Origin of the sequence: Phaeobacter sp. PT47_59 (assembly GCF_028890025.1) — a bacterium.
Taxonomy (GTDB): Bacteria; Pseudomonadota; Alphaproteobacteria; order Rhodobacterales; family Rhodobacteraceae; genus Phycobacter.
The window spans coordinates 154,443-176,572 of the sequence record NZ_JARCJL010000008.1 but is presented as its reverse complement, the minus strand read 5'-3'; the positions used below and the strand labels follow the sequence as shown (position 1 = coordinate 176,572).

Annotated in this window: 18 protein-coding genes; 8 read left to right on the top strand and 10 right to left on the bottom strand. The window is 62.3% G+C overall.

Annotated features, from left to right (window positions below):
* Positions 1-6 precede the first annotated feature (6 nt).
* The gene (locus PXK01_RS10040) at positions 7-1,662 is read right to left on the bottom strand and encodes an FAD-binding dehydrogenase (RefSeq protein ID WP_274859875.1); all 1,656 of its coding nucleotides are present in this window, start codon (positions 1,660-1,662) and stop codon (positions 7-9) included.
* A 272-nt stretch (positions 1,663-1,934) separates the two neighbouring features.
* On the opposite strand from PXK01_RS10040, the gene PXK01_RS10035 reads away from it, so the two are divergent.
* Entirely contained in the window at positions 1,935-2,372 is a 438-nt protein-coding gene (locus PXK01_RS10035) for a nuclear transport factor 2 family protein (RefSeq protein WP_274859874.1), read from the top strand.
* Positions 2,373-2,474: 102 nt separating this feature from the next.
* A complete protein-coding gene (locus PXK01_RS10030; protein WP_274859873.1) occupies positions 2,475-3,875 on the top strand; it encodes a M20 family metallopeptidase in 1,401 nt (466 codons plus the stop codon).
* A 4-nt stretch (positions 3,876-3,879) separates the two neighbouring features.
* Here the strand turns inward: PXK01_RS10030 and PXK01_RS10025 are convergent, their stop codons facing one another.
* The 4 genes from PXK01_RS10025 to PXK01_RS10010 form a co-directional block, all read right to left on the bottom strand.
* Positions 3,880-6,312, bottom strand: a complete 2,433-nt coding sequence (locus PXK01_RS10025; RefSeq protein WP_274859872.1) for a Lon protease family protein — start codon at positions 6,310-6,312, stop codon at positions 3,880-3,882.
* A gap of 41 nt (positions 6,313-6,353) precedes the next feature.
* Positions 6,354-7,016 carry a phosphoribosyltransferase gene (locus PXK01_RS10020; protein ID WP_274847149.1) on the bottom strand — a complete coding sequence of 221 codons (663 nt, stop codon included), beginning with the start codon at positions 7,014-7,016 and terminating at the stop codon, positions 6,354-6,356.
* A 63-nt stretch (positions 7,017-7,079) separates the two neighbouring features.
* The gene (locus PXK01_RS10015; protein WP_274847150.1) at positions 7,080-7,991 is read right to left on the bottom strand and encodes a CobW family GTP-binding protein; all 912 of its coding nucleotides are present in this window, start codon (positions 7,989-7,991) and stop codon (positions 7,080-7,082) included.
* Between the two features lie 9 nt (positions 7,992-8,000).
* The gene (locus PXK01_RS10010; protein WP_274859871.1) at positions 8,001-9,629 is read right to left on the bottom strand and encodes an amidohydrolase; all 1,629 of its coding nucleotides are present in this window, start codon (positions 9,627-9,629) and stop codon (positions 8,001-8,003) included.
* 97 nt (positions 9,630-9,726) lie between these two features.
* Between PXK01_RS10010 and PXK01_RS10005 the strand changes: the two genes are divergently transcribed.
* From PXK01_RS10005 to PXK01_RS09980, 6 genes are all read left to right on the top strand, one after another.
* The gene (locus PXK01_RS10005; RefSeq protein WP_274859870.1) at positions 9,727-10,686 is read left to right on the top strand and encodes a LysR substrate-binding domain-containing protein; all 960 of its coding nucleotides are present in this window, start codon (positions 9,727-9,729) and stop codon (positions 10,684-10,686) included.
* Between the two features lie 97 nt (positions 10,687-10,783).
* On the top strand, positions 10,784-12,340 hold the full coding sequence (locus PXK01_RS10000) for an ABC transporter substrate-binding protein (protein ID WP_274859869.1): 1,557 nt from the start codon (positions 10,784-10,786) through the stop codon (positions 12,338-12,340).
* Between the two features lie 78 nt (positions 12,341-12,418).
* Positions 12,419-13,396, top strand: coding sequence for an ABC transporter permease (locus PXK01_RS09995; RefSeq protein ID WP_274859868.1), 978 nt, complete (start codon positions 12,419-12,421; stop codon positions 13,394-13,396).
* The gene (locus PXK01_RS09990) at positions 13,396-14,271 is read left to right on the top strand and encodes an ABC transporter permease (RefSeq protein ID WP_274859867.1); all 876 of its coding nucleotides are present in this window, start codon (positions 13,396-13,398) and stop codon (positions 14,269-14,271) included. The genes PXK01_RS09995 and PXK01_RS09990 overlap by 1 nt, the downstream gene beginning before the upstream one ends.
* The gene (locus PXK01_RS09985) at positions 14,268-15,248 is read left to right on the top strand and encodes an ABC transporter ATP-binding protein (protein ID WP_274859866.1); all 981 of its coding nucleotides are present in this window, start codon (positions 14,268-14,270) and stop codon (positions 15,246-15,248) included. Before PXK01_RS09990 ends, PXK01_RS09985 begins: the two co-directional genes overlap by 4 nt.
* Complete coding sequence (locus PXK01_RS09980) at positions 15,245-16,216, top strand: ABC transporter ATP-binding protein (RefSeq protein WP_274847159.1); 972 nt, start codon at positions 15,245-15,247, stop codon at positions 16,214-16,216. Before PXK01_RS09985 ends, PXK01_RS09980 begins: the two co-directional genes overlap by 4 nt.
* A 13-nt stretch (positions 16,217-16,229) precedes the next feature.
* On the opposite strand, the gene PXK01_RS09975 is transcribed toward PXK01_RS09980, so the two are convergent.
* From PXK01_RS09975 to PXK01_RS09955, 5 genes are all read right to left on the bottom strand, one after another.
* Positions 16,230-18,143 (bottom strand): FAD-binding monooxygenase, encoded by a 1,914-nt coding sequence (locus tag PXK01_RS09975; RefSeq protein WP_274859865.1) that lies wholly within the window; start codon positions 18,141-18,143, stop codon positions 16,230-16,232.
* Between the two features lie 174 nt (positions 18,144-18,317).
* Entirely contained in the window at positions 18,318-18,764 is a 447-nt protein-coding gene (locus PXK01_RS09970) for a molybdenum cofactor biosynthesis protein MoaE (protein ID WP_274847164.1), read from the bottom strand.
* Between the two features lie 4 nt (positions 18,765-18,768).
* Complete coding sequence (gene moaD, locus PXK01_RS09965) at positions 18,769-19,017, bottom strand: molybdopterin converting factor subunit 1 (RefSeq protein WP_274847322.1); 249 nt, start codon at positions 19,015-19,017, stop codon at positions 18,769-18,771.
* Positions 19,014-19,685: a CDP-diacylglycerol--glycerol-3-phosphate 3-phosphatidyltransferase gene (gene pgsA / locus PXK01_RS09960; RefSeq protein WP_274847165.1), complete on the bottom strand. Its 672-nt coding sequence runs from the start codon at positions 19,683-19,685 to the stop codon at positions 19,014-19,016. Before pgsA ends, moaD begins: the two co-directional genes overlap by 4 nt.
* A 111-nt stretch (positions 19,686-19,796) precedes the next feature.
* The gene (locus PXK01_RS09955) at positions 19,797-22,097 is read right to left on the bottom strand and encodes a TRAP transporter permease (protein WP_274859864.1); all 2,301 of its coding nucleotides are present in this window, start codon (positions 22,095-22,097) and stop codon (positions 19,797-19,799) included.
* Positions 22,098-22,130 lie beyond the last annotated feature (33 nt).

The following is a 22,130-nucleotide window of genomic DNA, read 5'->3' as shown; positions in this document are numbered from 1 at the left end:
CAGGGATCAGGCAATTGTATCGCTGCGGCCCACCTGGCGGCCCGAGAAAATGCAGCCACCAAGGAAGGTTCCCTCCAGCGCATTGTAGCCGTGATAGCCACCGCCACCAAAGCCTGCAACTTCCCCGGCGGCAAACAGGCCCGGAATGGTCTGCCCCTCGGCATCGATCAACTGACCGTTCAGATCGGTCTGCAACCCGCCAAGGGTCTTGCGGGTGATGATGTTCAGCTTGACCCCGATCAGAGGGCCGTTTTCGGGATCCAGGATCCGGTGCGGTTTCGCCGTACGCATCAGCTTGTCGCCCCGATAGTTGCGCGCGGCGTGAATGGCCATCATCTGCGCATCCTTGGAGAAGGGATTGTCGATCTGCGCATCACGGGCGGTGATCTCGGCCCGGATCTTTTCCACATCCAACAGGTCATCGCCCTGCAAAGCGTTCATCTTGGCCACCAGATCTTCCAGCTGCTCGGCCACCACGAAATTCTCGCCCTTGTCCTTGAAGGCCTCCACATTGGGCGTGGCCTTCTTGTTCAGTAGTCGCTGTTTCAGCACCTGTTTCCAGCTTTTCGAAGCCAGATCCGGGTTCTGTTCCGACCCTGACAGGGCAAATTCCTTCTTGATGATCTTCTGGGTGGTGATGAACCAGGAATAGTCATAGCCGGTTGCCAGAATGGCCTTCAGGGTGCCCAGGCTGTCAAAGCCGGGCATCGCAGGCGGGGCAAAGCGGTTGCCGTTTGCGTCGAACCACATCGACGATGGCCCCGGCAGAATGCGAATGCCATGATTGGGCCAGATCGGGTCCCAGTTCTTCACGCCTTCGGTATAGTGCCACATGCGGTCGGCATTGATCACATGGCCGCCGGCCGCTTGCGTGATCGAAACCATGCGACCGTCCACATGGGCGGGCACGCCGGCGATCATCTCCTTGGGGGCGGGGCCAAGCCGGTCAGCCGGCCAGGCCTTGCGCACCAGATCCAGGTTGCCGCCAATCCCGCCCGAGGAAACCACCACACTGGCGGCCTGCAATTCAAAATCGCCGATCACCTCCCGGTTGGTCTTCTGACCACGGGCGCTGCCATCCGCGGCCAGGATTTCTCCGCTGATGCCCTTGCAGGCTCCGTTTTCCATCAGGATATGCGAGCAGCGATGGCGGAATTTCAGGGTGATCCGGCCCGTCTTCTCATGCTCCCGTACACGCCGTTCGAACGGTTCTTGCGTACCCGGGCCAACGCCCCATGTCAGATGGAAGCGCGGCACCGAATTGCCATGCCCCGAGGCAAAGGAGCCACCGCGTTCGGCCCAGCCCACAATGGGAAACCAGCGCATGCCCATGGCATGCAGCCAGGGGCGCATCTCTCCGGCGGCAAAGTCGATGTAGCTTTCCGCCCATTTGCGCGGCCAGTGGTCCTCGTCACGATCAAAACCCGCACTGCCCATCCAGTCGGAATAGGCCAACTCGCGACTGTCACGGATCCCCATGCGCCGCTGTTCGGGACTGTCGATCATCAATAGCCCCCCCAGGGACCAGAACGCCTGCCCGCCCAGAAACCCTTCGGGTTCCTGATCGACGATCACGACCCTCTTGCCACGATCCGCCAGTTCGGCCGCGGCCACCAACCCGGCCAGCCCGGCCCCGACAACGATCACATCAGCCTCTTGCATCCCATCCCTCCCAAAGACGACGCATTTACGGCACCAGCAATACCCGGCGCTGCCACTTCTCCCTCCGATGCCAATCCAGATCTGCGAAAAACACTGTGGCATGAAAAGCCTAGCAGCTTGCCACGAACCTGCCCAGAATAACCGAAGGGCAGCAAAAAGCTCCCATTTTGACATTTCGGGCACAGTTGCCCCGATCAGGAACTCCCCACTCGACGGATGGAAGCAACACGTCATAAGGTCGCCAAAGAGTGTGTTTCAACAGGTAAGACTACGTGACAAGCAAGACGGATTTGGTGCGCTTTTGGGTTGAAGAAGTATGGAGCAAGGATAACGACAAGATACTGGGCGAGATGTTCGCCGCCAAGACCATAGCAAGTGGTCCGGTCTCGAGCCTGGCAGGCAAGGATTTCAGATCAACGGATATCGTCTCCGCCTTGAAGGCGCTGTTTCAGTGCAAGCCGGATTTGACATTTACGGTGATGGAGGAAATGGGAGACTGGATACTGACCTGCTTTACGATCTCCGTGAACGAGCATCCGCAGCGGCCCCCGTTCGAATTCGACGGACAGATGGTCTTCAAGATTCTGGATGACAAGATTGCCGAGATCCACTCCAGCCTGAACTACATCAAGATGTTCGAAGGCCTGGGGCAGATGCCCGAGGACACCCTGCTGGTCGCCTTGACCGGCGCCGAGCTGGACTGGAAATGACACGGCGCGCAATATCGGCTCGTGTTGCGGAAAGGCGCGCAGACGGTTTAGGTCCTTCATCAGTGCCTATTTACCCCCTTACCTATTAGCAGCGGAGACCAGATGCCCCCCTCTTCCTCCCCAACGCGAACCGGCGCGATCAGCCGCGTCGATGGCTATTTCTCGGACGGCGGTTTCCAAAAAGATCTATCCGACTGGGTCGCCTATCCCACCGAAAGCCAGAAACCGGGCAGCGGCCCAGAACTTATGCGCTATCTGGAAGAGGCGATCCGACCCAGGCTGCAGACGGCCGGGTTCACCTGCGAGATCTTTGAGAACCCGGTTCAAGGCGGCGGCCCCCTGCTGGTGGGAGAGCGGATCGAGGATCCTGCCCTGACCACCATCCTGACCTATGGGCACGGCGATGTGGTGCGCGGTCAGGTCGATCAGTGGCGCGCGGGGCTGGCACCTTTTGAGCTGACCGAGGAGGGCGATCGCCTTTACGGTCGCGGCAGCGCCGACAACAAGGGGCAGCATCTGATCAATATCGCCGCGTTGGAGGCGGTTCTGGCCGAACGCGGACACCTGGGTTTCAACGTGCGCATCGTGATCGAGATGTCCGAGGAAACCGGATCCGCCGGGCTGGCTGAATTCTTTCGCGCCCAGAAAGACCGGCTGGCGGCGGATGTGCTGATCGCCTCGGACGGGCCGCGCCTGCAGCCCGACACACCAACCCTGTTCATGGGCTCGCGCGGCGGGGTGAATTTCGACCTGGTGCTGAACCTGCGCGACGGCGCCCATCACTCCGGCAACTGGGGCGGTCTCCTGGCGGATCCCGCGATGATCCTGGCCCATGCGCTGGCCACCATCTGCGACCGGCGCGGCCAGATCCAGATCCCCGAATGGCGCCCCGACAGCCTGACGGATACGGTGCGCGCCGCCCTGGATGGCCTGCCAATCGAAAGCGAAAATGGCCCGCAAGTGGACGTGAACTGGGGCGAAGAAAGCCTGACCCCGGCCGAGCGCGCCTTTGGCTGGAACTCCTTTGCGGTTCTGGCGATGCAGAGCGGCGTGCCCGAGGCGCCGGTCAACGCGATTTCAGGCCATGCAAAAGCCACCTGCCAGCTGCGCTATGTGGTCGGCACCGATCCCGAGGACATCATCCCGGCCCTGCGCAGACACCTGGACCGTCACAGGTTCCAGGAGATCGAGATCGTCCCGGACCCGGGCGGCCCCTTCAAGGCCACGCGGCTGGATCCGAACCATCCTTGGGTGAAATTCGTGGCAGGTTCGCTGACCCGTACCGCCGGGAAAGCCCCGCATATCCTGCCCAACCTGGCCGGATCGCTGCCCAACGACTGTTTTGCAGATATCCTCGGTCTGCCAACCGTCTGGATCCCGCATTCCTATCGCGGCTGCTCACAACATGCACCGAACGAACACGTCCTGAAACCGGTCTGCCGGGATGCGCTTGGGCTGATGGCGGGGCTGTTCTGGGATCTGGCCGACAAGCCGGAAACCTAAAACCTTAATCGCTGTCCTCCGATGCCGCAGAGGTGTCAGACCCGCCCATCGCCGCGCGGGTCTGGGCAAACTCCAGCAGCTTGACCTCGATATTGCCATTGATCGAGCCGTCTTCGAACTCACCATGCAGGTCGCGCAGACCGGCAGGCAGGCCGGTCAGCTGTTCGATCGCCTCATCCACATGGGACACCGCGTGGATCTGGAATTGTCCGTTGCGCACCGCCTCGACGACCTCGGGCTTCAGCATCAGGTTGGCCACATTGGCGCGCGGGATCACGACGCCCTGGCGCCCCGTCAGCCCCTGGGCCTTGCAGACCGCGAAGAAGCCTTCGATCTTCTCGTTGACGCCGCCGATGGCCTGCACATCGCCCATCTGGTTCACGGATCCCGTCACCGCATAGGATTGGGAGATCGGCACTTCGGCCAGGGCCGACATCAGCGCACAGAGTTCCGCCAGCGACGCGCTGTCGCCTTCGACGCCGCCGTAGCTTTGCTCGAACACCAGGCTGGCCCAAAGGGACAGGGGCGTTTGCGGCACGTAGCGTGCAGCCAGGTAGCCCGACAGGATCAGCACCGCCTTGGAATGGATCGGCCCGCCCATCTTGGCTTCGCGCTCGATATCCACCACGCGCCCCCCGCCAACCCGGACCCGCGCGGTGATCCGCACCGGCGCGCCAAAGCTTTCATCGCCAAGGGCCGAGACCGTCAGCCCGTTGATCTGGCCGATCTCGCTGCCATGGGTGGAGATCAGGATGGTGCCGCGCTCGATCATCTCGTGCACGCGATCCCGGATCAGCCCACGCCGTTCCTCGGCCGCCTCGATCGCGCCTGTGACATGCTCTGCCGTGATCGCGGGGGCCTTTTCCTGGCGGGCGTGGTGATTGCCCTCGCGCAGGATGTCCCAAAGCGTCTCGATCCTGAGGCTCAGCTTTTCCTGATCCGCCGCCAGACGCGCCGCCGCATCGACCAGTGCTGCAACGCCATCCGCCGTCACCGGGCGCAGCCCCTCGTCGCGCACCAGGCCGGCAACACGCCGGGCGAAAAGCGCAACACTGTCTCCGTCGCGTAGCATGTCCGGACCGAATTCGGCGGTGACGCGGAAAAACTTCTCGAAATCGGGATCGAACTCGGTCAGCAGCATGTGCAGCATCCGATCCCCGACCAGCACCACCCGCACATCCAGCGGGATCGGTTCGGGCTTCATCGTGGTGGTCGAGATCAGCCCCAGCCGCTCTCCCGCCGTGATCACATGCACCGCCTCAGTCTCAAGACAGCGTTTCAGAGCGTCCCAGGCCAGGGGTTCGCCCAGAACGCGCCGCGCATCCAGCACCAGAAAACCGCCATTGGCCCGGTGCAGCGCGCCCGGTTTCACCTGGGTGAAATCGGTCACTAGCACGCCCTGCGTCGCCATATAGTCGATCTGGCCGGTCAGATTGGCAAGCGTCGGCAGGCTTTCCTCCACCACCGGTGCGGTTTTGCCCTTGGGATCATGGGTGACCACCACATTCACATGGTAGCGGTGAAAGCGCGGATCTTCCCGCAGCGCCGCCAGCCCGGCTGGAAACGGATCCTTCGAGCGCCCCAGTTCCAACGACAGGAACAGATCGGCATGAGAGACCAGATCGTCGCGCAGCGCCCGGAAATAGGGACCAAGCTCGTCAATCTCGACAAATCCGCGACAGGCCCGATCCACGGCGGCATCGACGGCAATGCGCGCCATATCCGCATTGAGATGGGTCAGCGCATCGCGCTGCTGGCGCTCATGCTCGGGTTGATCCAGCAGAAAATCCTCAAGCTCTGCCTGGATGTCCGAGACCGCCACGCGGATCTGGGCGCGTTCCTCTTCGGGCAGTTTCTCGATCACCTCGGGTTTCAGGATCTCATCATCGCGCTTGGCCGCCAGCGAAAACCCCATCGGCGTGCTCAGGATCGCAACATTCTGCGCCTCGGCCTTCTGGCGCAGGGTGTCAAAGGCCTGCTCCCGGCGCGCGTTGAACTCCTGCTCCAGCGCCATGCGCTTGTTCTGGTAATCCTCCGACACCAGAAGCGCCGGAATATGGTTCGCCAGTTCCTCCAGCAACCGCACCATGGCACTGCGCAGCAAGGGTCCCTGCCCCCGGGGCAGGCAAATCGCATTGGGCTGATCCGCATCGTCGAAGTTCTGCACATAGACCCAGTCCTTGGGCACCGGGCGGCTAGCCGCCTCTTCCTCCAGCACCCGCAGCACGGCGGATTTACGCCCGCTGCCCCGTGGCCCCTGCACATAGAGGTTGAAGCGGCGGTGCTGCATCTGCGCCGAAAGCCGGATTGCCTCCATGCCGCGTGTCTGACCCAGCTGCCCTTCGAGCGGTTCAAGGTCAGCGGTGGTTTCAAACCCGAGTTCGGCCGGATCGCAGATCCGTCGAAGCGCGTCGGGCGACAAGGCCGTGTCAGACATGGATAATTCCCAATCGGTGTCTCTGAATGCGCTTCAGGGTGTCACACTTGCCCCTGCTTCGCCAAGCTCTCTGCCTCGTCCAGAAGGGCGATGACCTCAGCATCCGAAGTTTGCGCGAAATCGGCGTAAAAGCGACCAATGGCGCCAAAGGGCTGCGGCCTGTGCAGGCAGATCAGCTCATCCACCTCTGCCGCCAAATCCTGCGCCACATCAGGCGGGGCCACGGGCACAGCCAGCACCAACCTTGCAGGCTTTCGGGCACGCACCGCCCGGAGTGAGGCGCGCACCGTTGCCCCGGTTGCAATCCCATCATCGATCACGATTGCCGTGCGCCCCTCGGGCGAAACCTGCCTGCGTCCCTTCAGGTAGAGCTCCCGGCGGCGGCGGATTTCCTCGAGCCGGGGATTGGACATCTCCTCGATATCGGACTGCGACAGGTGGAAAGAGCGGGCAATCGCCGCGTTCACGACAATCTGCGGATCATCGCCGTTGACCACGGCGGCTACGGCCAATTCCGGCTGCCCGGGCGCGCCGATCTTGCGCACCATGACCAGATCCATCGGCGCCTTCAGGGTGCGGGCCACTTCAATCGCCACCGGCACGCCACCGCGCGGCAAGGCCAGAACCAAGGGGGCGTCGTAATCCTTGGTGGCAAGGGTCGCGGCCAATGCCTGGCCTGCGTCGCGTCGGTCCTGAAAGATCACGGCATCCTCCCCCGCTGCATCTCTTCCCACCCCGAAGGGCTGCAGCAGCAGTACCCGGTTGGATCACGACACGCCTTGATCGACCTCAACCCCGCAGGCTGCCGCCCACCAATCGGCGCAGGCCTGCGCCGTGACCTGCCCCGCAACGCCGATCCCGACCAGATGCGTGCCCTGCACCTCAGCCTCCCGCGTGATGCTGACATTCTGGCCGACGACCTGAACCAGCCAGCCCTGACCGTCAGGATCAGCGACAAAACCCTTGACCCTGAACAGCCCTTCGGGGCGCCGCTCCAGCGCCTCTGCCAAAGCGGCGCGGGTCAGGCTGGCGGGGCCGCTCATGTGCCAATGCATGTAAGCCGGATGCGCACGGACGGGAGACTGAGGCGAGGTCGGCGTTTCAGGTATCGACAGCAGCAAGGCCGCGACCTGCTCGGCATCGCTTGCCAACACCTGCGCGCTGCGACTGTTTGCCATCAGGTTCAGCGCCAGGGCATCCGGGATCTGATCTGTCTTGCTCAGCACCAGGAGATCAGCACAGGCCACCTGATCGCGGATCTGGGTTCCGATCAAGGGATCTCCGGACAGGGCCGCATAGCTGGTGGCATCCACCACGGTCACAATGCCGCCATAGCGCAGCTCCGGTTCGGCTACGGCAGCATTGGCGATTTTTGCAGGATCGGCGATACCGCTGGCCTCGATGATCAGATGATCCGGGCGTGGGCTGCGATCCAGCACATCGGCAATGGCCATGAACAGATCCCCGCCCATGGTGCAGCAGACACAGCCATTGGTAAGCGTCAGCGTGTCCTCATCGGCACTGTGCAGCAGTTCGGCATCGATATTGATCGCGCCAAAATCATTGACCAGCACCATCAGCCGCGCCCCATGCGGCTCGGCCAATAGCCGGTTGATCAGGGTGGTCTTGCCCGCGCCAAGGTAGCCCCCGATCACGGTCATCGGCAGGCGGTTATCCATTGTGCCAGATCACAGCAGGTGCACCTGGCCAGCAAAGACCGTGCCAAGCACCGGCACATCCTTCAGCGCCTCGGGGTCCACCGCTGTTGGGTCGTCGCCCAGAATTGCGAAATCGGCCTTCTTGCCGGTCTCGATACTGCCGATCTCGTGATCAAGCTTCAGCGTATAGGCAGCACCGAGGGTGATGGCATGGAGCGCCTCGGCAACCGTGATCCGCTGTGCCTCTCCCAGGGTACGGCCGCTCATGGTCTGGCGGTTGACCGCGCACCAGGCGGTGAACAGGGGCGCCAGCGGGGTCACCGGGGCATCCGAATGGATCGTCATGTGAACGCCAGCGTCCAGCGCCGCGCGGCAGGCATCCATGCGCGTGGCACGGTCCTCTCCTATCGTGGCGGCGGCGTGCTGATCGCCGAAATACCAGATGTGATTGGCAAAGATATTGGTGCATATGCCCAGTTCGGCGCAGCGCTCGAACTGATCGCGCCCCATCATCTGGCAGTGCTGCAACACATGGCGGTGCCCCTGCCCCGGCGCCCGGCGCAGCGCGGCTTCGATGGCGGCGATTGACACCTCCGAGGCCTCGTCCCCGTTCACATGGATATGCATCTGCACGCCTTCTCGCTGCATCACCTCGCACAGCGCATAGATCTGGTCCGGGGCGGTGTTCCAGATGCCGTTGGGCTGCCCGCCCACGTAGCCCGGCCATTTCACCCGCGCGGTCCAGCCCTGGATCGAGCCGTCGGTCATCAGCTTCACCGCCCCCAGGCGCAGCTTGTCGGTGGAGCGGGCACGCAAAGCCTTGGCGCGGGCCGCGATCTGGTCGGGGGCGGCCCCCATGGTACCCAGCGCCGGCACGATGCGCAGCGGGAAGGTCTCATCTCCCGTCACCTCCAGCATCACCTCAAGATCACTGTCTTCCATGGTGGAGAAAAGATCCGTTATCGTAGTGACCCCGGCCCGTTTGGCCACTTCCCCATAGGTGCGGATCGACTGAGCCTGCTGGGAAAGGCTGCGAAAATCGATACCAAGACGACGCATCACCGGGAACATGGCGGCCATTTCCTGCAACTCTCCGGAGGGCAGGCCATCCGAGGCTTTCAGCACGCCTTCGGCATTGGTTTCCCGCCCGTAGCCTGCCAGTTCCAAGGCCTTGGAGTTCACGCACATCAGGTGAAAGTTGGAATAGATCACCGCGATGGGTCGCTCAGCACTGACTGCATCCAGATGATGGCGGTTCAAGCGCTCGCTGGGCAGGAAGATCGGGTCGAAACCCCAGGCGATCAGCGGGGCCTCCGGATCCAGGGTTGCGGCGTAATCGGAAAGACCGGAAACCACCGCACCGATGTCCGTCATGCCCTGCCACAGCCGACCTTCGGGATCGATGCGATCATGGTAACCCGCATAGGCGTAGTTCCACATCGAACCGGCCATCATATGGGCGTGCCCTTCGACAAAACCGGGCAGAAGCACCGCATCCTGCAGACGGTCATCCTGCTGCACGGCGCCCCATTGCTGCGCACAAGAGGCATCGCCCACGGCCAGAATCTTGCCCTCCTTGACCGCGACATGCGTGGCAACCGGGCGGTTTGGGTCAAGGGTGATGATCTTTTTGGCTTTGAAAACAGTAATATCTGACATGAATCACTCCCATCTGCCCTTTTGGGATAGCCAAGCTTTGACCCGTGGAAAAATGTAATTACTGTCAAGCTATCCATTATTGAATGCGGGAAGGCACATGCGATTCACGCTGAAACAACTACGCTATTTCGACGCCGCGCTCAGGACCGGTTCCATTGCGCGGGCCGCGGTGGAGATGAATATCTCGCAATCCTCGATCACCGCCGCCATCGACATGATCGAGCAGACCACCGGCGCGGAACTGCTGCGGCGGCTGCCTGCGCGCGGGATCGTGCCCACCAGCAGCGGCCTCGCGGTCGGAGAGCGCATCCAGGCGTTTCTAGAACAATCGCGCGTCTTTGAATCGGACCTGATGGCGCTGACGGGCGATCTGTCCGGCACCCTTCGGATGGGATGTTATGCCCCCACGGCACCCTATGTCTTGCCGCCGATCCTGAAACGGATCTCTCAGGACTACCCCGCGATCCGGATCGAGTTGAAGGAAGGCGACATGCAGTCGATTGCAGAGTTGCTGAGTTCTGGCGCCATCGACGTGGCACTGACATACCGGCGCAACACGCCCGACGCGCAGCCTTTTATCCCGATGTTTCGCGCAACTCCGATTGCATTGATCCCGGATATCTCTCCGCTGGCGCAACATCAGGAAGTCGATCTGCAGGATCTGGCGGAATTGCCGATGATCCTGCTGGACCTGCCCGGAACCCGTGCCTATTTTTGCAGCTTGTTCGAAGCACGCGGATTGCGCCCGAACATCGCGCATACCACCAAAAGCTCATCGGTGCTGCGCGGTCTGGTTGCCGCCAATTTCGGCTACGGCCTGATGAACATCTGCAGCCCGAACGACCGGGTCGGTCAAAGCGGATACGTGGCGCGTACAATCAGGGGCGATCTAGATTCTCCACAATATGGAGTGGCTTACACCGCCGCCTCGCAGCGGTCTGCGATTGTGAAATCGGTCTTGAACTCCTGCCGCGAAGTGGCCGAGCGCGGTGATTTTGATGAGATTTTATTTGCCAAACCGGAGCAGAACGAACACCCCGCGCCACCCTTCCCCTAAAAAATAGCTCTTTCACCCCTTTAAAAGACTGTTTTCTGCGGGGAGATGGCAGGACTAGCCTGATTGCAATAGCAAAAATACGATCAGGGAGATCCAGATGAAACTCATGTCACGCCTCTTTGGCGCGGCGGCATTCGCCGCATTGTGCTCTACCGCCCTGCCCGCCTTTGCAGATGGGGGCACGCTTGTGATCGCCTCCACCCAGGTGCCGCGCCATCTGAACGGAGCCGTGCAATCGGGGATCGCAACCGCTGTTCCCTCGACCCAGATCTTTGCCTCGCCGCTGCGCTATGACGAAAACTGGGAGCCGCAGCCCTATCTGGCCAAAAGCTGGGAGATCTCCGAAGACGGGCTCAAGGTGACGCTGAACCTGGTGGAGAATGCCACCTTCCACGATGGCAAGCCGGTCACCTCGGAAGACGTGGCCTATTCGATCCTGACCACCAAGGCGAACCATCCCTTCAAATCCATGTTCGCACCGGTCGAAAGCATCGACACCCCCGATGCGCAAACCGTGGTGATCAACCTCAGCAACCCGCACCCGGCGCTTCTCTTGGCCCTGTCGCCCGCGCTGGCGCCGGTTCTGCCGAAACATGTCTTCGACGATGGGCAGGACATCAAATCCCACCCGATGAACGCCAAGCCCGTGGGCTCTGGCCCCTTCATGCTGGAAGAGTTCAAGCCGGGTGAGGCCATCGTGCTGAAGAAGAACCCGAATTTCTTCCTTGAGGGACGCCCCAAGCTGGATGAGATCATCGTCCGCATCATCAAGGACCCGTCTGCCCTGTTGATCGCAATGGAGAATGGCGAGGCGGACATGTATCCCTTTATGGCCGGCAGCCAGGAGATCCGCCGTCTTGAAAAGGCAGAGCACCTGACTGTCACCGCCGAAGGCTATGCCGCCGTTGGGCCGATCAACTGGCTGGCGTTCAACACCGCTTCTCCGAAACTCAGCGATGTGCGCGTGCGCCAGGCCATTGCCTATGCGGTGGATCGCGATTTCATCACCAAGGCGCTGCACCGGGGCGTTTCCGCGCCGCAGCGCGGGCCGATCATCGAAGGCTCGCCCTTCTTTGATGCCAGCATCCCCGCCTATGACACCGATCTGGACAAGGCGAAGGCCCTGATGGCCGAAGCGGGCTTTGCCGATGGCATGGAGCTGACCATCGACTACATCCCCGGCCCCAAGGAGCAGCAGCAGTCGATTGCGGAGTACATGAAATCGCAGCTGAAGAAGATCGGTATCGATGTGACCGTGCGCGCCGCACCCGATTTCCCGACCTGGGCGGGCCGCGTTGGCGGACATGACTTCGAACTCTCCATGGATGTCGTCTTCAACTGGGGCGATCCGGTCATCGGCGTGCACCGTACCTATCTTAGCGACAACATCCGCCAGGGGGTGATCTGGTCCAACACCCAGCAATACGCCAATGACAAGGTGGACTCGCTGTTGAATGCCGCAGCCATCGAAAGCGATCCCGAAAAACGCAAAGCGCTTTACTCGGAATTCCAGCAGATCGTGGCGACAGATCTGCCCGTCTACTGGATCAACGCGCTGCCCTATCACACGGCCTATGACGCAAAGCTGCAGAACGTGCCCACCGGCATCTGGGGCACCATGCATCCGATGGACATGGTCTCCTGGGGCGAGTGATCCTCCCTCCACGACACTAAGCACGACGGGCGCCGCACCCATGGCGCCCGCCGCATCCCTTTTGACCTGGACGACTTTATGACGGCTTCTTTTCTATTGCGCCGGATTGGCTACGGGCTGCTCCTGATGCTGGGCGTCGTGGTGCTGAACTTCCTGCTGATCCGGCTGGCGCCGGGAGACCCAGCCGTGGTCATCGCCGGGGAAATGGGCGGCGCCACCGAGGAAATGCTGGAAAGCATCCGCGAGGAATACGGGCTCAACAAGCCCCTGGTGGTGCAGCTTGGCATCTATGTGGGCAATGTGCTGACCGGGAACCTGGGCGAAAGCTTCTTCTTCAATCAGCCTGTCGCCACATTGATCGCCCAGCGCATCCTGCCCACCATCCTGCTGGTGGTTACCGCGCAGGTGCTGTCGATCCTGATCGGCGTCTTCCTGGGGGTCCTTGCCGCGCGCAAGCCCAATGGGGTGATGAGCGCGTTCGTCTCGGTCTTTGCCACCATCGGCTATGCGGTGCCGGTGTTCTGGACGGGGATCATGCTGATCATCCTCTTTGCCAGCGTGCTGCCGATCTTTCCGGTGGAGGGCATGCAATCGGTGAAGCTGCGCGATGCCAGCCTGTTTGTTCAGATGCTGGATATCCTGCATCACCTGGCACTTCCTGCCTTCACCTTGGCGATCATCTATCTTGCGCAATACGCCCGCCTGTCACGCGCCTCGATGCTGGAGGTCTTAGGCTCCGACTACATCCGCACCGCCAAGGCCAAGGGCGCCTCCCAGCGCGCGATCCTGTTCAAACACGCCCTGCGCAATGCGGCACTACCGATCCTGACCGTGGCGGGGCTGCAATTCGGCAACCTGATTTCCGGCGCGCTGCTGGTTGAAACGGTGTTCAACTGGCCCGGCATGGGGCGGCTTGCCTTCGATTCCATCCTGCGACGGGACTATCCCACCATCATGGGCGTGCTGTTCTTTGCCAGCGCCATGGTGGTGATCGCCAATATCCTGACCGACATGAGCTACCAGCTCGCCGATCCGCGACTACGGGGGAAAGGCTGATGGCAAACGAAACCCGCACCACCTACAAGGCCGAAAGTCCCGCGCTGGAAGCCTGGCGCATGTTCCGCCGCAATATCCCGGCCCTGGTCGGGGTGGTGCTGCTGACCGTGATCATCCTGGCGACGCTCTACGGCACCTTCTTCTATACCGGCGACCCATTCGAGATCGTCTGGGCCCCGCATGAGCCACCGGGCGTGACGCCGGAGTTTCCGCTTGGCACCGATTACCTGGGGCGCGATATCATCGCGGGCATGCTGACCGGTGGAGGCCCGACGCTGGCCGTGGGCGCGGTCGCCGCCGCGATCACCATGGGGATCGGCATCGCCATGGGGGCGCTGGCCGGGTATTACGGCGGCTGGGTCGACAATCTGTTGATGCGGGTGACCGAGTTCTTTCAGGTGTTGCCCGCGCTTCTGTTCGCAATGGTGCTGGTGACGCTCTTGTCGCCAAGCCTGTTCACCATCGCCTTTGCCATCGGGGTGGTCAGCTGGCCGCAGACCGCGCGCCTGACGCGGGCCGAATTCCTGAAGATCAAGAACCTGGAATATGTGACCGCCGCCCGCGCCATCGGTGCCCGCGACAAGCGCATCATCTGGACGGTGATCCTGCCCAACGCCCTGCCGCCGCTGATCGTCTCCGCCACGCTCACCGTCGGCGTCGCCATCCTGTTCGAAGCAGGTCTCAGCTTCCTTGGCCTTGGCGATCCCAACGTGATGAGCTGGGGTCTGATGATCGGCGCCAACCGCGAATACATCCTCGATGCCTGGTGGCCGGTGACCTTTCCAGGCCTCGCCATCTTCTTCACCGTCTTTGCCGTCAGCCTGATCGGCGACGGGCTGAACGATGCCTTCAACCCGAAACTGAGGGAACGATGACCCATCTCTTGCAGATCGAAGACCTGCGGGTCACCTTCAACACCCGCTATGGCGAGGTAACCGCGCTGGATGGCATTTCGATGCATGTCAGCGAGGGTGAAACGCTTGGCGTGGTCGGCGAAAGCGGCTGCGGCAAATCCATCACCGCCCTGTCCGTCATGGGGCTGATCCCCTCTCCGCCGGGCCGCATCGCGGGCGGCTCCATCCGGCTGAATGGCGAGGATCTGACCCAGGCCAGCGAGGCGCGCATGCGCGAATTGCGCGGCGCAGAGATGGCGATGATCTTCCAGGAGCCGATGACCTCGCTCAACCCGGTGTTCACCGTCGGCGACCAGATCGCCGAAGCCATCATGCTGCACCAGAACGTCAGCCGCGATCAGGCCTTCCGCGATGCCATTGCCCTGCTGGATCGCGTTGGCATCCCCTCACCCGATGCCCGTGCGCGGGACTATCCGCACCAGCTGTCAGGCGGCATGCGTCAGCGGGTGATGATTGCCATGGCTGTCAGCTGCCGCCCCAAGGTGCTGATCGCGGATGAACCCACCACGGCGCTGGATGTGACGGTGCAGGCGCAGATCTTTGACCTCTTGAATGAGATCCAGCGCGATTTCGGCTCTGCCATCATCCTGATCACCCATGACATGGGCGCCATCAGTGAAATGGCGGACCGGGTGGCCGTGATGTACGCGGGCCGCGTGATCGAGGAAGCCCGCGCCGACGATGTGCTGGACCATCCGCAACACCCCTATGCCCGCGGGCTGATTTCCTGCATTCCCGCCCTTGGAAAGGGGGATCTGCCGGATACGCTGGCGGAGATCCCCGGCGTCGTACCGCCCTTGCATCTGCTCGGCGCGGGCTGTGCCTTTGCCGACCGCTGCAGCCATCGCTTGGCACGCTGTGACAGCGAACAGCCGCGATTGATCGCCCATGGACACCACCCGGCGGCCTGTCACGCGGTTGAGGAGGGCCGGATATGAGCGCGCTTCTGGATGTACGCGACCTGAAGGTCCGCTTTGCCCTGCCCAAACCCTCGCTCTTTGCACCACAGCCCTTCCTTGAGGCGGTACGCGGCGTCTCCTTCACGCTGGAGAAGGGCCGCGCCCTGGGCATTGTCGGCGAAAGCGGGTCGGGAAAGACCACCGCGGCCATGGCAACGATCCGGCTGGTTCCTGCTGCGGGTGGTGAGATCCTGTTCGAAGGCGAAGACCTTCTGCCGCTGGATGATGAGGCGATGCGGGCGCGGCGGCGGGATATCCAGCTGATCTTTCAGGATCCCTATTCCTCGCTCAATCCCCGCGCACGGGTGGTGGACATTGTGCGCGAGCCGATGGACCTGATGGGAATCGGCGACGCCGCCAGCCGCCTTCAGCGCGTGAAGGAGCTGTTTGATCTGGTGGGCCTGCGCCCCGATCAGCTGAACCTGTTTCCGCATCAATTCTCGGGCGGGCAGCGACAAAGGATCTCCATCGCGCGCGCGCTGACCACCAATCCCAAGCTTTTGGTCTGTGACGAGCCAGTCAGCGCGCTGGATGTGGCCATTCAGGCGCAGATCCTGAACTTGCTTGCGCGGCTGAAACGAGAGCTGGGCCTCTCCTACCTCTTCATCAGCCACGACCTTGGCGTGGTGCGGCACCTTTGCGACGATGTGGCGGTGATGTATCTGGGCCAGATCGTCGAGCAGGCCAGTCGCGAGGATCTGTTCAACACACCGAAACACCCCTACACGCAGGCCCTGCTGGCAGCGGCGCCATCACTGGCGCGGCGAAAATCAAAGGGCTATGTGCGCCCCTTGAAACTGTCCGGTGATCCGCCCAGCCCCATCAACCCGCCCAAGGGCTGCGCCTTCGTGGAGCGCTGCCCCATGGCGCAGGAGATCTGCCGACAGGAGCAACCGGTCTTAAAACCCTGCGGGGCCAGCCAGGTCGCTTGTCACTTTGCGACCTGACGGATCCCTGACCTCAGACCACTGAGATCATGAAGGCGTCAAAGAACTGGCAGAGCGCCGCATGGGCATCCAGCGGCAGCACCTGGGCCACATGCTGGTCCGGGCGCACCAGCACCATGCAACCGCGCTTGCGGTCGATGCCGCGCATGTCGAAGATGTCCTGTCCCGATTTCAGATCCGGGCAAAAGACCTTTTCATAATCGCGCAAGCCATACTGACCTTTGAGCGGGCGCAAGAGCTCCGGCATGTCGCCCGGCGTCAGGCTGCGGAAGTCCTGCTGCAGCACAGCCCGAACATCGAGCACCGAGTCGATATCGGCGCCCTCGGGCGTGTAGCGGCGTAGCGGCGATGCGGCATCGGTTTCCAGGAACTGGCACAGGGCATGAATATCGCCCCCTTCGCCGCCCCGGTCCTCCACGCCCGCAAAGGCAAACAGCCGCCAGCGCCCGTCGGCCCGCACCACATGGCCCAGATGCATGGGGCGCGCATCAGACAGCCGGATGACCGGCGCCGAATGGAACCGCATACCCAGCGGGAAGCCGGTCGCCAGCGCCTGATGGCTGTCGGCTCCGGTCAGAACCGAGGGCGCGTATTGGATGGCCGTGCCTGCGGTGAAACGCCCATGCTGCACGAAATACTTCTGGAACTCCTCCGGATCTACGCCATCCTCATTGTCGCCGGATTTCGGCTTGGCGCTGAACATGCGGGCAAACTCGCGGTCGAAATCGATCAGCATCTTGGCCACGCCCTGTCGCTCGGCAGAGTAGCTGTGCAGGATGTCCGGCACCATCTGCCCGCGCAGCACGGCAGCCAGCTTCCAGCCCAGATTGAAGCCATCGCGCATGGAGACATTCATGCCCTGCCCCGCCTTGGGGCTGTGGGTGTGACAGGCGTCCCCGGCGATGAACACATGCGGCAGCTGATGGTCCATGTTTTCGACCGGGACATCGTCGAACTTGTCGCAGAGGCGTTGACCGATCTCATAGACCGACCACCAGGCGGTTTCCTTTACCTCCAGCGTGTAGGGATGCAGGATCCGCTGCGCCGCCGCCACCAGTTTATCGAGCGTGATATTGCGGCTGGCGACCCGCTCATCCGCTTTCAGCTTGTCCAGCTCGATATAGAGCCGAACCATGTAGCCGCCCTCGCGCGGGATCACCAGAAGGTTGCCTTCTTCCGCCGAATGCACGGTGGCCTTCATGCGGATATCGGGGAAATCGGTGACCGCAAGCACATCCATCACGCCCCAGGCCTGATTGGCGGAATCCCCGGTCAGCTTGCGCCCGATCGCCTCGCGCACGCGGCTGCGTGCACCATCGCAGCCCACCACGTATTTGGCGCGCAGCACGTGGGTTTCGCCCTCGTGGCCCTCATCGGTGCGCTCCAGGGTCACGGTCACAGGGTAGTCCGCACCCTGCTCCACCGTCAGGTCCTTGATCCGGTGATTGTACCAGGGTTCCAGCCCCGCGGGCGCATTGCGCATGGTTTCCAAGAAGAAATCATGCACCCGCGCCTGGTTCAGGATCACATGGGGAAACTCCGACAGCCCATCTTCTGTGTCCTGAATACGGCCGCTGCGGGTGATCTTGGCCGGGTCCTCTGCATCCGGGCGCCAGAAGGTGGTTTCATTGACCCAGTAGGACTCTTTCAGGATCTTTTCGCTGAAGCCGAAGGCCTCGAACATCTCCATCGAGCGGCAGGCAATCCCATCCGCCTGCCCGATCTCGATCGGACTGGATTTCTGCTCGACAATACCGGTGCGGATATCGGGGAACACCGCCAACTGGCTGGCCAGGACCAGCCCCGTGGGCCCCGTGCCCACGATCAGGACATCCAGTTCCGCGGGCAGCTCCCCTGCCCCGGGGCGATCTACCTTTTCCGATACGGCCGGGTCGCCGGGACGAAATCCATTCAGATGATATTGCATGTGTTTTCCTCCATGGGCACCATTTGGTAAGCATGCTTACCTATCAGGGGTAACTCGGTCAATCATTTTGTAAGCATGCTTACCTTTGGATTAATGTAGCGCGCCCCTTTCGAAGCTGAAAAGAGTCAGCGTCAGGCTCTCAGTAATAGGGAAAAAGGCAATGCCGACAGAGAATTACCAGCGCTTCAACGCATCTTCATCCGCGTCCTTGGCGGCCACCCATTCGGCCTCTCCCCCCGACAGGATTTCCTTCTTCCAGAAGGGGGCGCGGGACTTGAGGTAATCCATCAGATATTCGGCGGCCTCAAAGGCATCCTTGCGATGGCGCGACGCGGTGGCGACCATCATGATCCGATCGCCGGGTTCCAGCCGCCCGTGACGGTGGATCACCAGGGCATCGGCCAGATCCCAGCGGGTCATCGCCTCGGAGGCGATCTTTTCCAGCGCCTTCTGGGTCATGCCGGGGTAATGTTCGATCTCCATCGCGGTCATCTCGCCAGTGTCCGCCTCGCGCACGACGCCGGTGAAGGTCACCACGGCCCCTGCCCCATCAACCGCATCGGCAAAGGCTTCGGTCTCTGCCCCCAGATCGAACGGCGCCTGCTGAACCCGGATCTGCATCGCCTCAGCCCCCGGTCATCGGCGGGAAGAAGGCAACTTCACGCACACCCTCAAGGGAGGCATCGAAATCCGACAACTCCTGATCCAGCGCCACCCGCAGGGCCGACAGATCAGCAAAGGCCGCCTCATAGCGCTGCTCACGCGCGCGCAGCTCCTCGACCAGATCGGCAACGGTCGCGGCAGAGCTCTCAATGCTCTCGCGCGGCAGACCGATCCGCTCACGCACCCAGGCGAAATACAGAATGTCCATCAGCGGGTCTCCTTCAGGTGCGGCAGGGCTTTTTTCAGATAATCCACGCCGGTGATCAGGGTCAGCGCCGCGGCAATCCACAACAGCCACAAGCCGATCCGCCCGGTCCAGACCATGCCATCGTATTTCCAGTTCAACCCGACCGTATCCTCCACCGCGCCCGAGAGCACCCCTTCGATCAGCGCATCATCCATCCCGAAGGAGGACATCACCAGATAGTGTTCAAAAACCCCCTGGCAGAACAGCGCGGCGATGGCGGTCATCTGCGCCGTGGTCTTCCACTTGGCCAGTTGCGTGACCTTCAGCGTGCCTGCCGTATCGCCAAGGTATTCGCGCAGACCCGACACAAAAACCTCGCGGAACAGGATCACCGTTGCGGGCAGCACCAGCCAGGGCGCCCAATGCTCTGCCGCGTAGCCCACCAGGATCATCAGGGCGATCACAACCATGGCCTTGTCGGCGATCGGATCCAGCATGGCCCCCATCTTGGTTTCCTGTTTCCAGGCCCGTGCAAGGTAGCCGTCGAACCAGTCTGTCACCGCCGCGCCAACGAATAGGAGCAGCGCGAACCAGTCCGCCAGAGGGCGATTGAAATAGAGGAACATGATGGCGAGACCGGGTGCAGCAAGCAGCCGCACGACAGTCAGGATATTCGGCAAGGTCCATATCATGGCCGCACATTATCCCGCTGTTTCACAAGTGGAAAGCGGGGCAATGCAAAATTCGCCTTTTCCGCGATTGCAGGACCTGCTTGGTGCGCAGCTGGATCATGCCGCTTGCCCCTAGGCTGGCGCAGGTTTGCGTTGGGACCGGACAAAGAGCGCATGGGCGCCAATCAGCGCCAGCGCCAGCGCAACGCCAAACCACAGCACAAGGGCAGTCTTCCACAGCACCAGAACGGCGGCCAGCAGGCGCAGCGCCACTTCCCAGCGGGCAAGCCGCCCCTGGTCGAACCGCGCCAGGGCCGAGGCCATGAGATACAGCGCCAGCACCAGACGCAGGCCCAGCATGGCCAGCGGCATAAGTTCGACTTCGCCGCTGTAGCCCACGATCAGGGTCCGGCGGCCCATGTCATCGGTGATGGTCACCGCCTCTTCGATCAGCAACAATTCGGGATACCAGGCAAAGACAAAGGGAATGGTGAACATCACGATCCCCACCCGGACGGCGGCGATGCCGGTGCGCATCGGCTCGGTCCGGGTGATCGAGGCGGCGGCAAAGGCGGCAATCGCCACCGGCGGCGTGATGGCCGAGGCAACCGCGAAGTAGAAAACGAACATATGCGCGGTGAAAAAGCTCACCCCCAGATTGGCCAAAAGCGGCCCCAGCAAGAGCGCCACATTCACATAGGCCGGAACCGTGGGCATCCCCATCCCTAGGATGATGGCGCAGACCATGGCGCAGGTGAGTGCCAGCATCAGGTAGACGCCGCCGACGATCGGGATCTCCAACCCAAACACGTGCAGAACCCGCGCCTGCTCCAGCCAGGAGGTGACGGCGCGGGTCAGCTCTCCGGTCAGTCCGCTTTCATTAAGAAAGGCCGAGATGATCGAGACCGCGAACAGGAGCAGGAACAGGCGCGACAGAAGGATGCCGCCATCGGCCAGCGACATGAGGATCTTCGCGGGCCGCGCGCGGGTTTCGGGATCCAGGAACAAGAGCGGCAGCAGCACCGCAACGGCCCACCACCCGGCAGAGACCGCATCGCCCGTGGCATTGACCACGATCTGGGTCGCAAAGCCGGGCATCAGACCGGCGAACAGGCCCGACCCAACCGCATCCTTGTTGCCCAGAAGCAGGAACAGGATGGTCAGGATCGGCAGAAAGATGATCACGAGGTTCAGCCAGTCCTGGCGGTGCATCACGAGATCTTCGGGGATTTCGCGCATGGCCTCCACCCGGTCGCGCCGGGCCTGGAACATCACCGCGAGAAAGATCGAGAAGAAGAACGCCATGGCCGGGAGGAAGGCCGCCGTGATCACCTTGGTGTAGGGAACCGCCGTCAGGGCCACCAGCACAAAGGCCGCCACCCCCATGACAGGCGGCATGATCTGCCCGCCAGAGGAGGCCGCCGCCTCCACCCCGCCTGCGAACTGCGGCGAAAACCCGTTGCGCCGCATCATCGGGATGGTGAGCCTGCCGGTCGATAGCACGTTGGTCACAGGCCCGCCGGTGATAGTGCCGAACATGGCAGACGATACGATGGCGGCATGGGCTGGCCCACCGCGTAAGTGCCGCGTCATCCGCACGGCCAGCTTGATCAGCGATGCGCCACCGGCCGAGGTGCCAAACAACGCGCCAAGGATCACGTAAGGAAAGACCTGGTTGACCACGATATCCATGAACCGCCCCATGATGCCATCCGGGGTGATGAAGACATTGGCGGCCTTCTGGATTGCCGCTGCCGTCACGTCGCCGCCATCGGCGCCCAGCTTGGTCAGAAGGAAGTTGTTGCCGCTGAGGTCAAACATCCAGATCAGCGCCGTGCCCACGGTGTATATCACCACGACGCTGGCCACCGCCACCAGCGGCAGCCCCCAGACCCGCACGTTATAGAGGAAGAACAGCGTGATGATGGTGAACAAAAGCGGGATGATCCAGATCCCGAAGCGCGCCTGACAGGCGGGCACCTCGGCCTCGAACGAGATCCCCGGGATGACCCCGACCGACCGTTCGGCAGCCTCCTTGATTAGGCGGGCCCGTTCGCCGGTGATCTGGTCTATGAGGCAGACCGAGTCGATCTCCACCAGGAACCCCAAGGCCGCCAGAAAGGCCGCAAGGATCAGCCCCGCATCCAAGAGCAGCCCCAGCCAGGCCAGATGCGGCTTGCTCCCCTTCCACGCCCTGTAGACGCTGGCATCCAGTGCCACGATGACCATCATCAACAGGAAGACCGGCGGGTAGAAGAATTCGGGCGGGAAGCCGGAGACGCGGAAGAAGGGGCGCCCGGTGATCTCGCGCGCCCAATCCTGCAGACCGGGGATTTCCGGCATGGTGTTGATCATGCCGACAAGCACGAGAACAAGCGCAAGTCCCACGGCGATGCGCTGACCGATGGGTCGGGAGGGAGCGATATCTGTCATGTCACCGGAGCCTAGAAATGGGCAAGGCCGCAG

Coding starts and splice junctions, on each gene's coding strand:
- PXK01_RS10040 (WP_274859875.1), bottom strand. CDS start 1,662: ATGCAAGAGGCTGATGTGATCGTTGTCGGGGCCGGGCTGGCCGGGTTG.
- PXK01_RS10030 (WP_274859873.1), top strand. CDS start 2,475: ATGCCCCCCTCTTCCTCCCCAACGCGAACCGGCGCGATCAGCCGCGTC.
- PXK01_RS10025 (WP_274859872.1), bottom strand. CDS start 6,312: ATGTCTGACACGGCCTTGTCGCCCGACGCGCTTCGACGGATCTGCGAT.
- PXK01_RS10015 (WP_274847150.1), bottom strand. CDS start 7,991: ATGGATAACCGCCTGCCGATGACCGTGATCGGGGGCTACCTTGGCGCG.
- PXK01_RS10010 (WP_274859871.1), bottom strand. CDS start 9,629: ATGTCAGATATTACTGTTTTCAAAGCCAAAAAGATCATCACCCTTGAC.
- PXK01_RS10005 (WP_274859870.1), top strand. CDS start 9,727: ATGCGATTCACGCTGAAACAACTACGCTATTTCGACGCCGCGCTCAGG.
- PXK01_RS10000 (WP_274859869.1), top strand. CDS start 10,784: ATGAAACTCATGTCACGCCTCTTTGGCGCGGCGGCATTCGCCGCATTG.
- PXK01_RS09995 (WP_274859868.1), top strand. CDS start 12,419: ATGACGGCTTCTTTTCTATTGCGCCGGATTGGCTACGGGCTGCTCCTG.
- PXK01_RS09990 (WP_274859867.1), top strand. CDS start 13,396: ATGGCAAACGAAACCCGCACCACCTACAAGGCCGAAAGTCCCGCGCTG.
- PXK01_RS09985 (WP_274859866.1), top strand. CDS start 14,268: ATGACCCATCTCTTGCAGATCGAAGACCTGCGGGTCACCTTCAACACC.
- PXK01_RS09980 (WP_274847159.1), top strand. CDS start 15,245: ATGAGCGCGCTTCTGGATGTACGCGACCTGAAGGTCCGCTTTGCCCTG.
- PXK01_RS09975 (WP_274859865.1), bottom strand. CDS start 18,143: ATGCAATATCATCTGAATGGATTTCGTCCCGGCGACCCGGCCGTATCG.
- PXK01_RS09970 (WP_274847164.1), bottom strand. CDS start 18,764: ATGCAGATCCGGGTTCAGCAGGCGCCGTTCGATCTGGGGGCAGAGACC.
- pgsA (WP_274847165.1), bottom strand. CDS start 19,685: ATGATATGGACCTTGCCGAATATCCTGACTGTCGTGCGGCTGCTTGCT.
- PXK01_RS09955 (WP_274859864.1), bottom strand. CDS start 22,097: ATGACAGATATCGCTCCCTCCCGACCCATCGGTCAGCGCATCGCCGTG.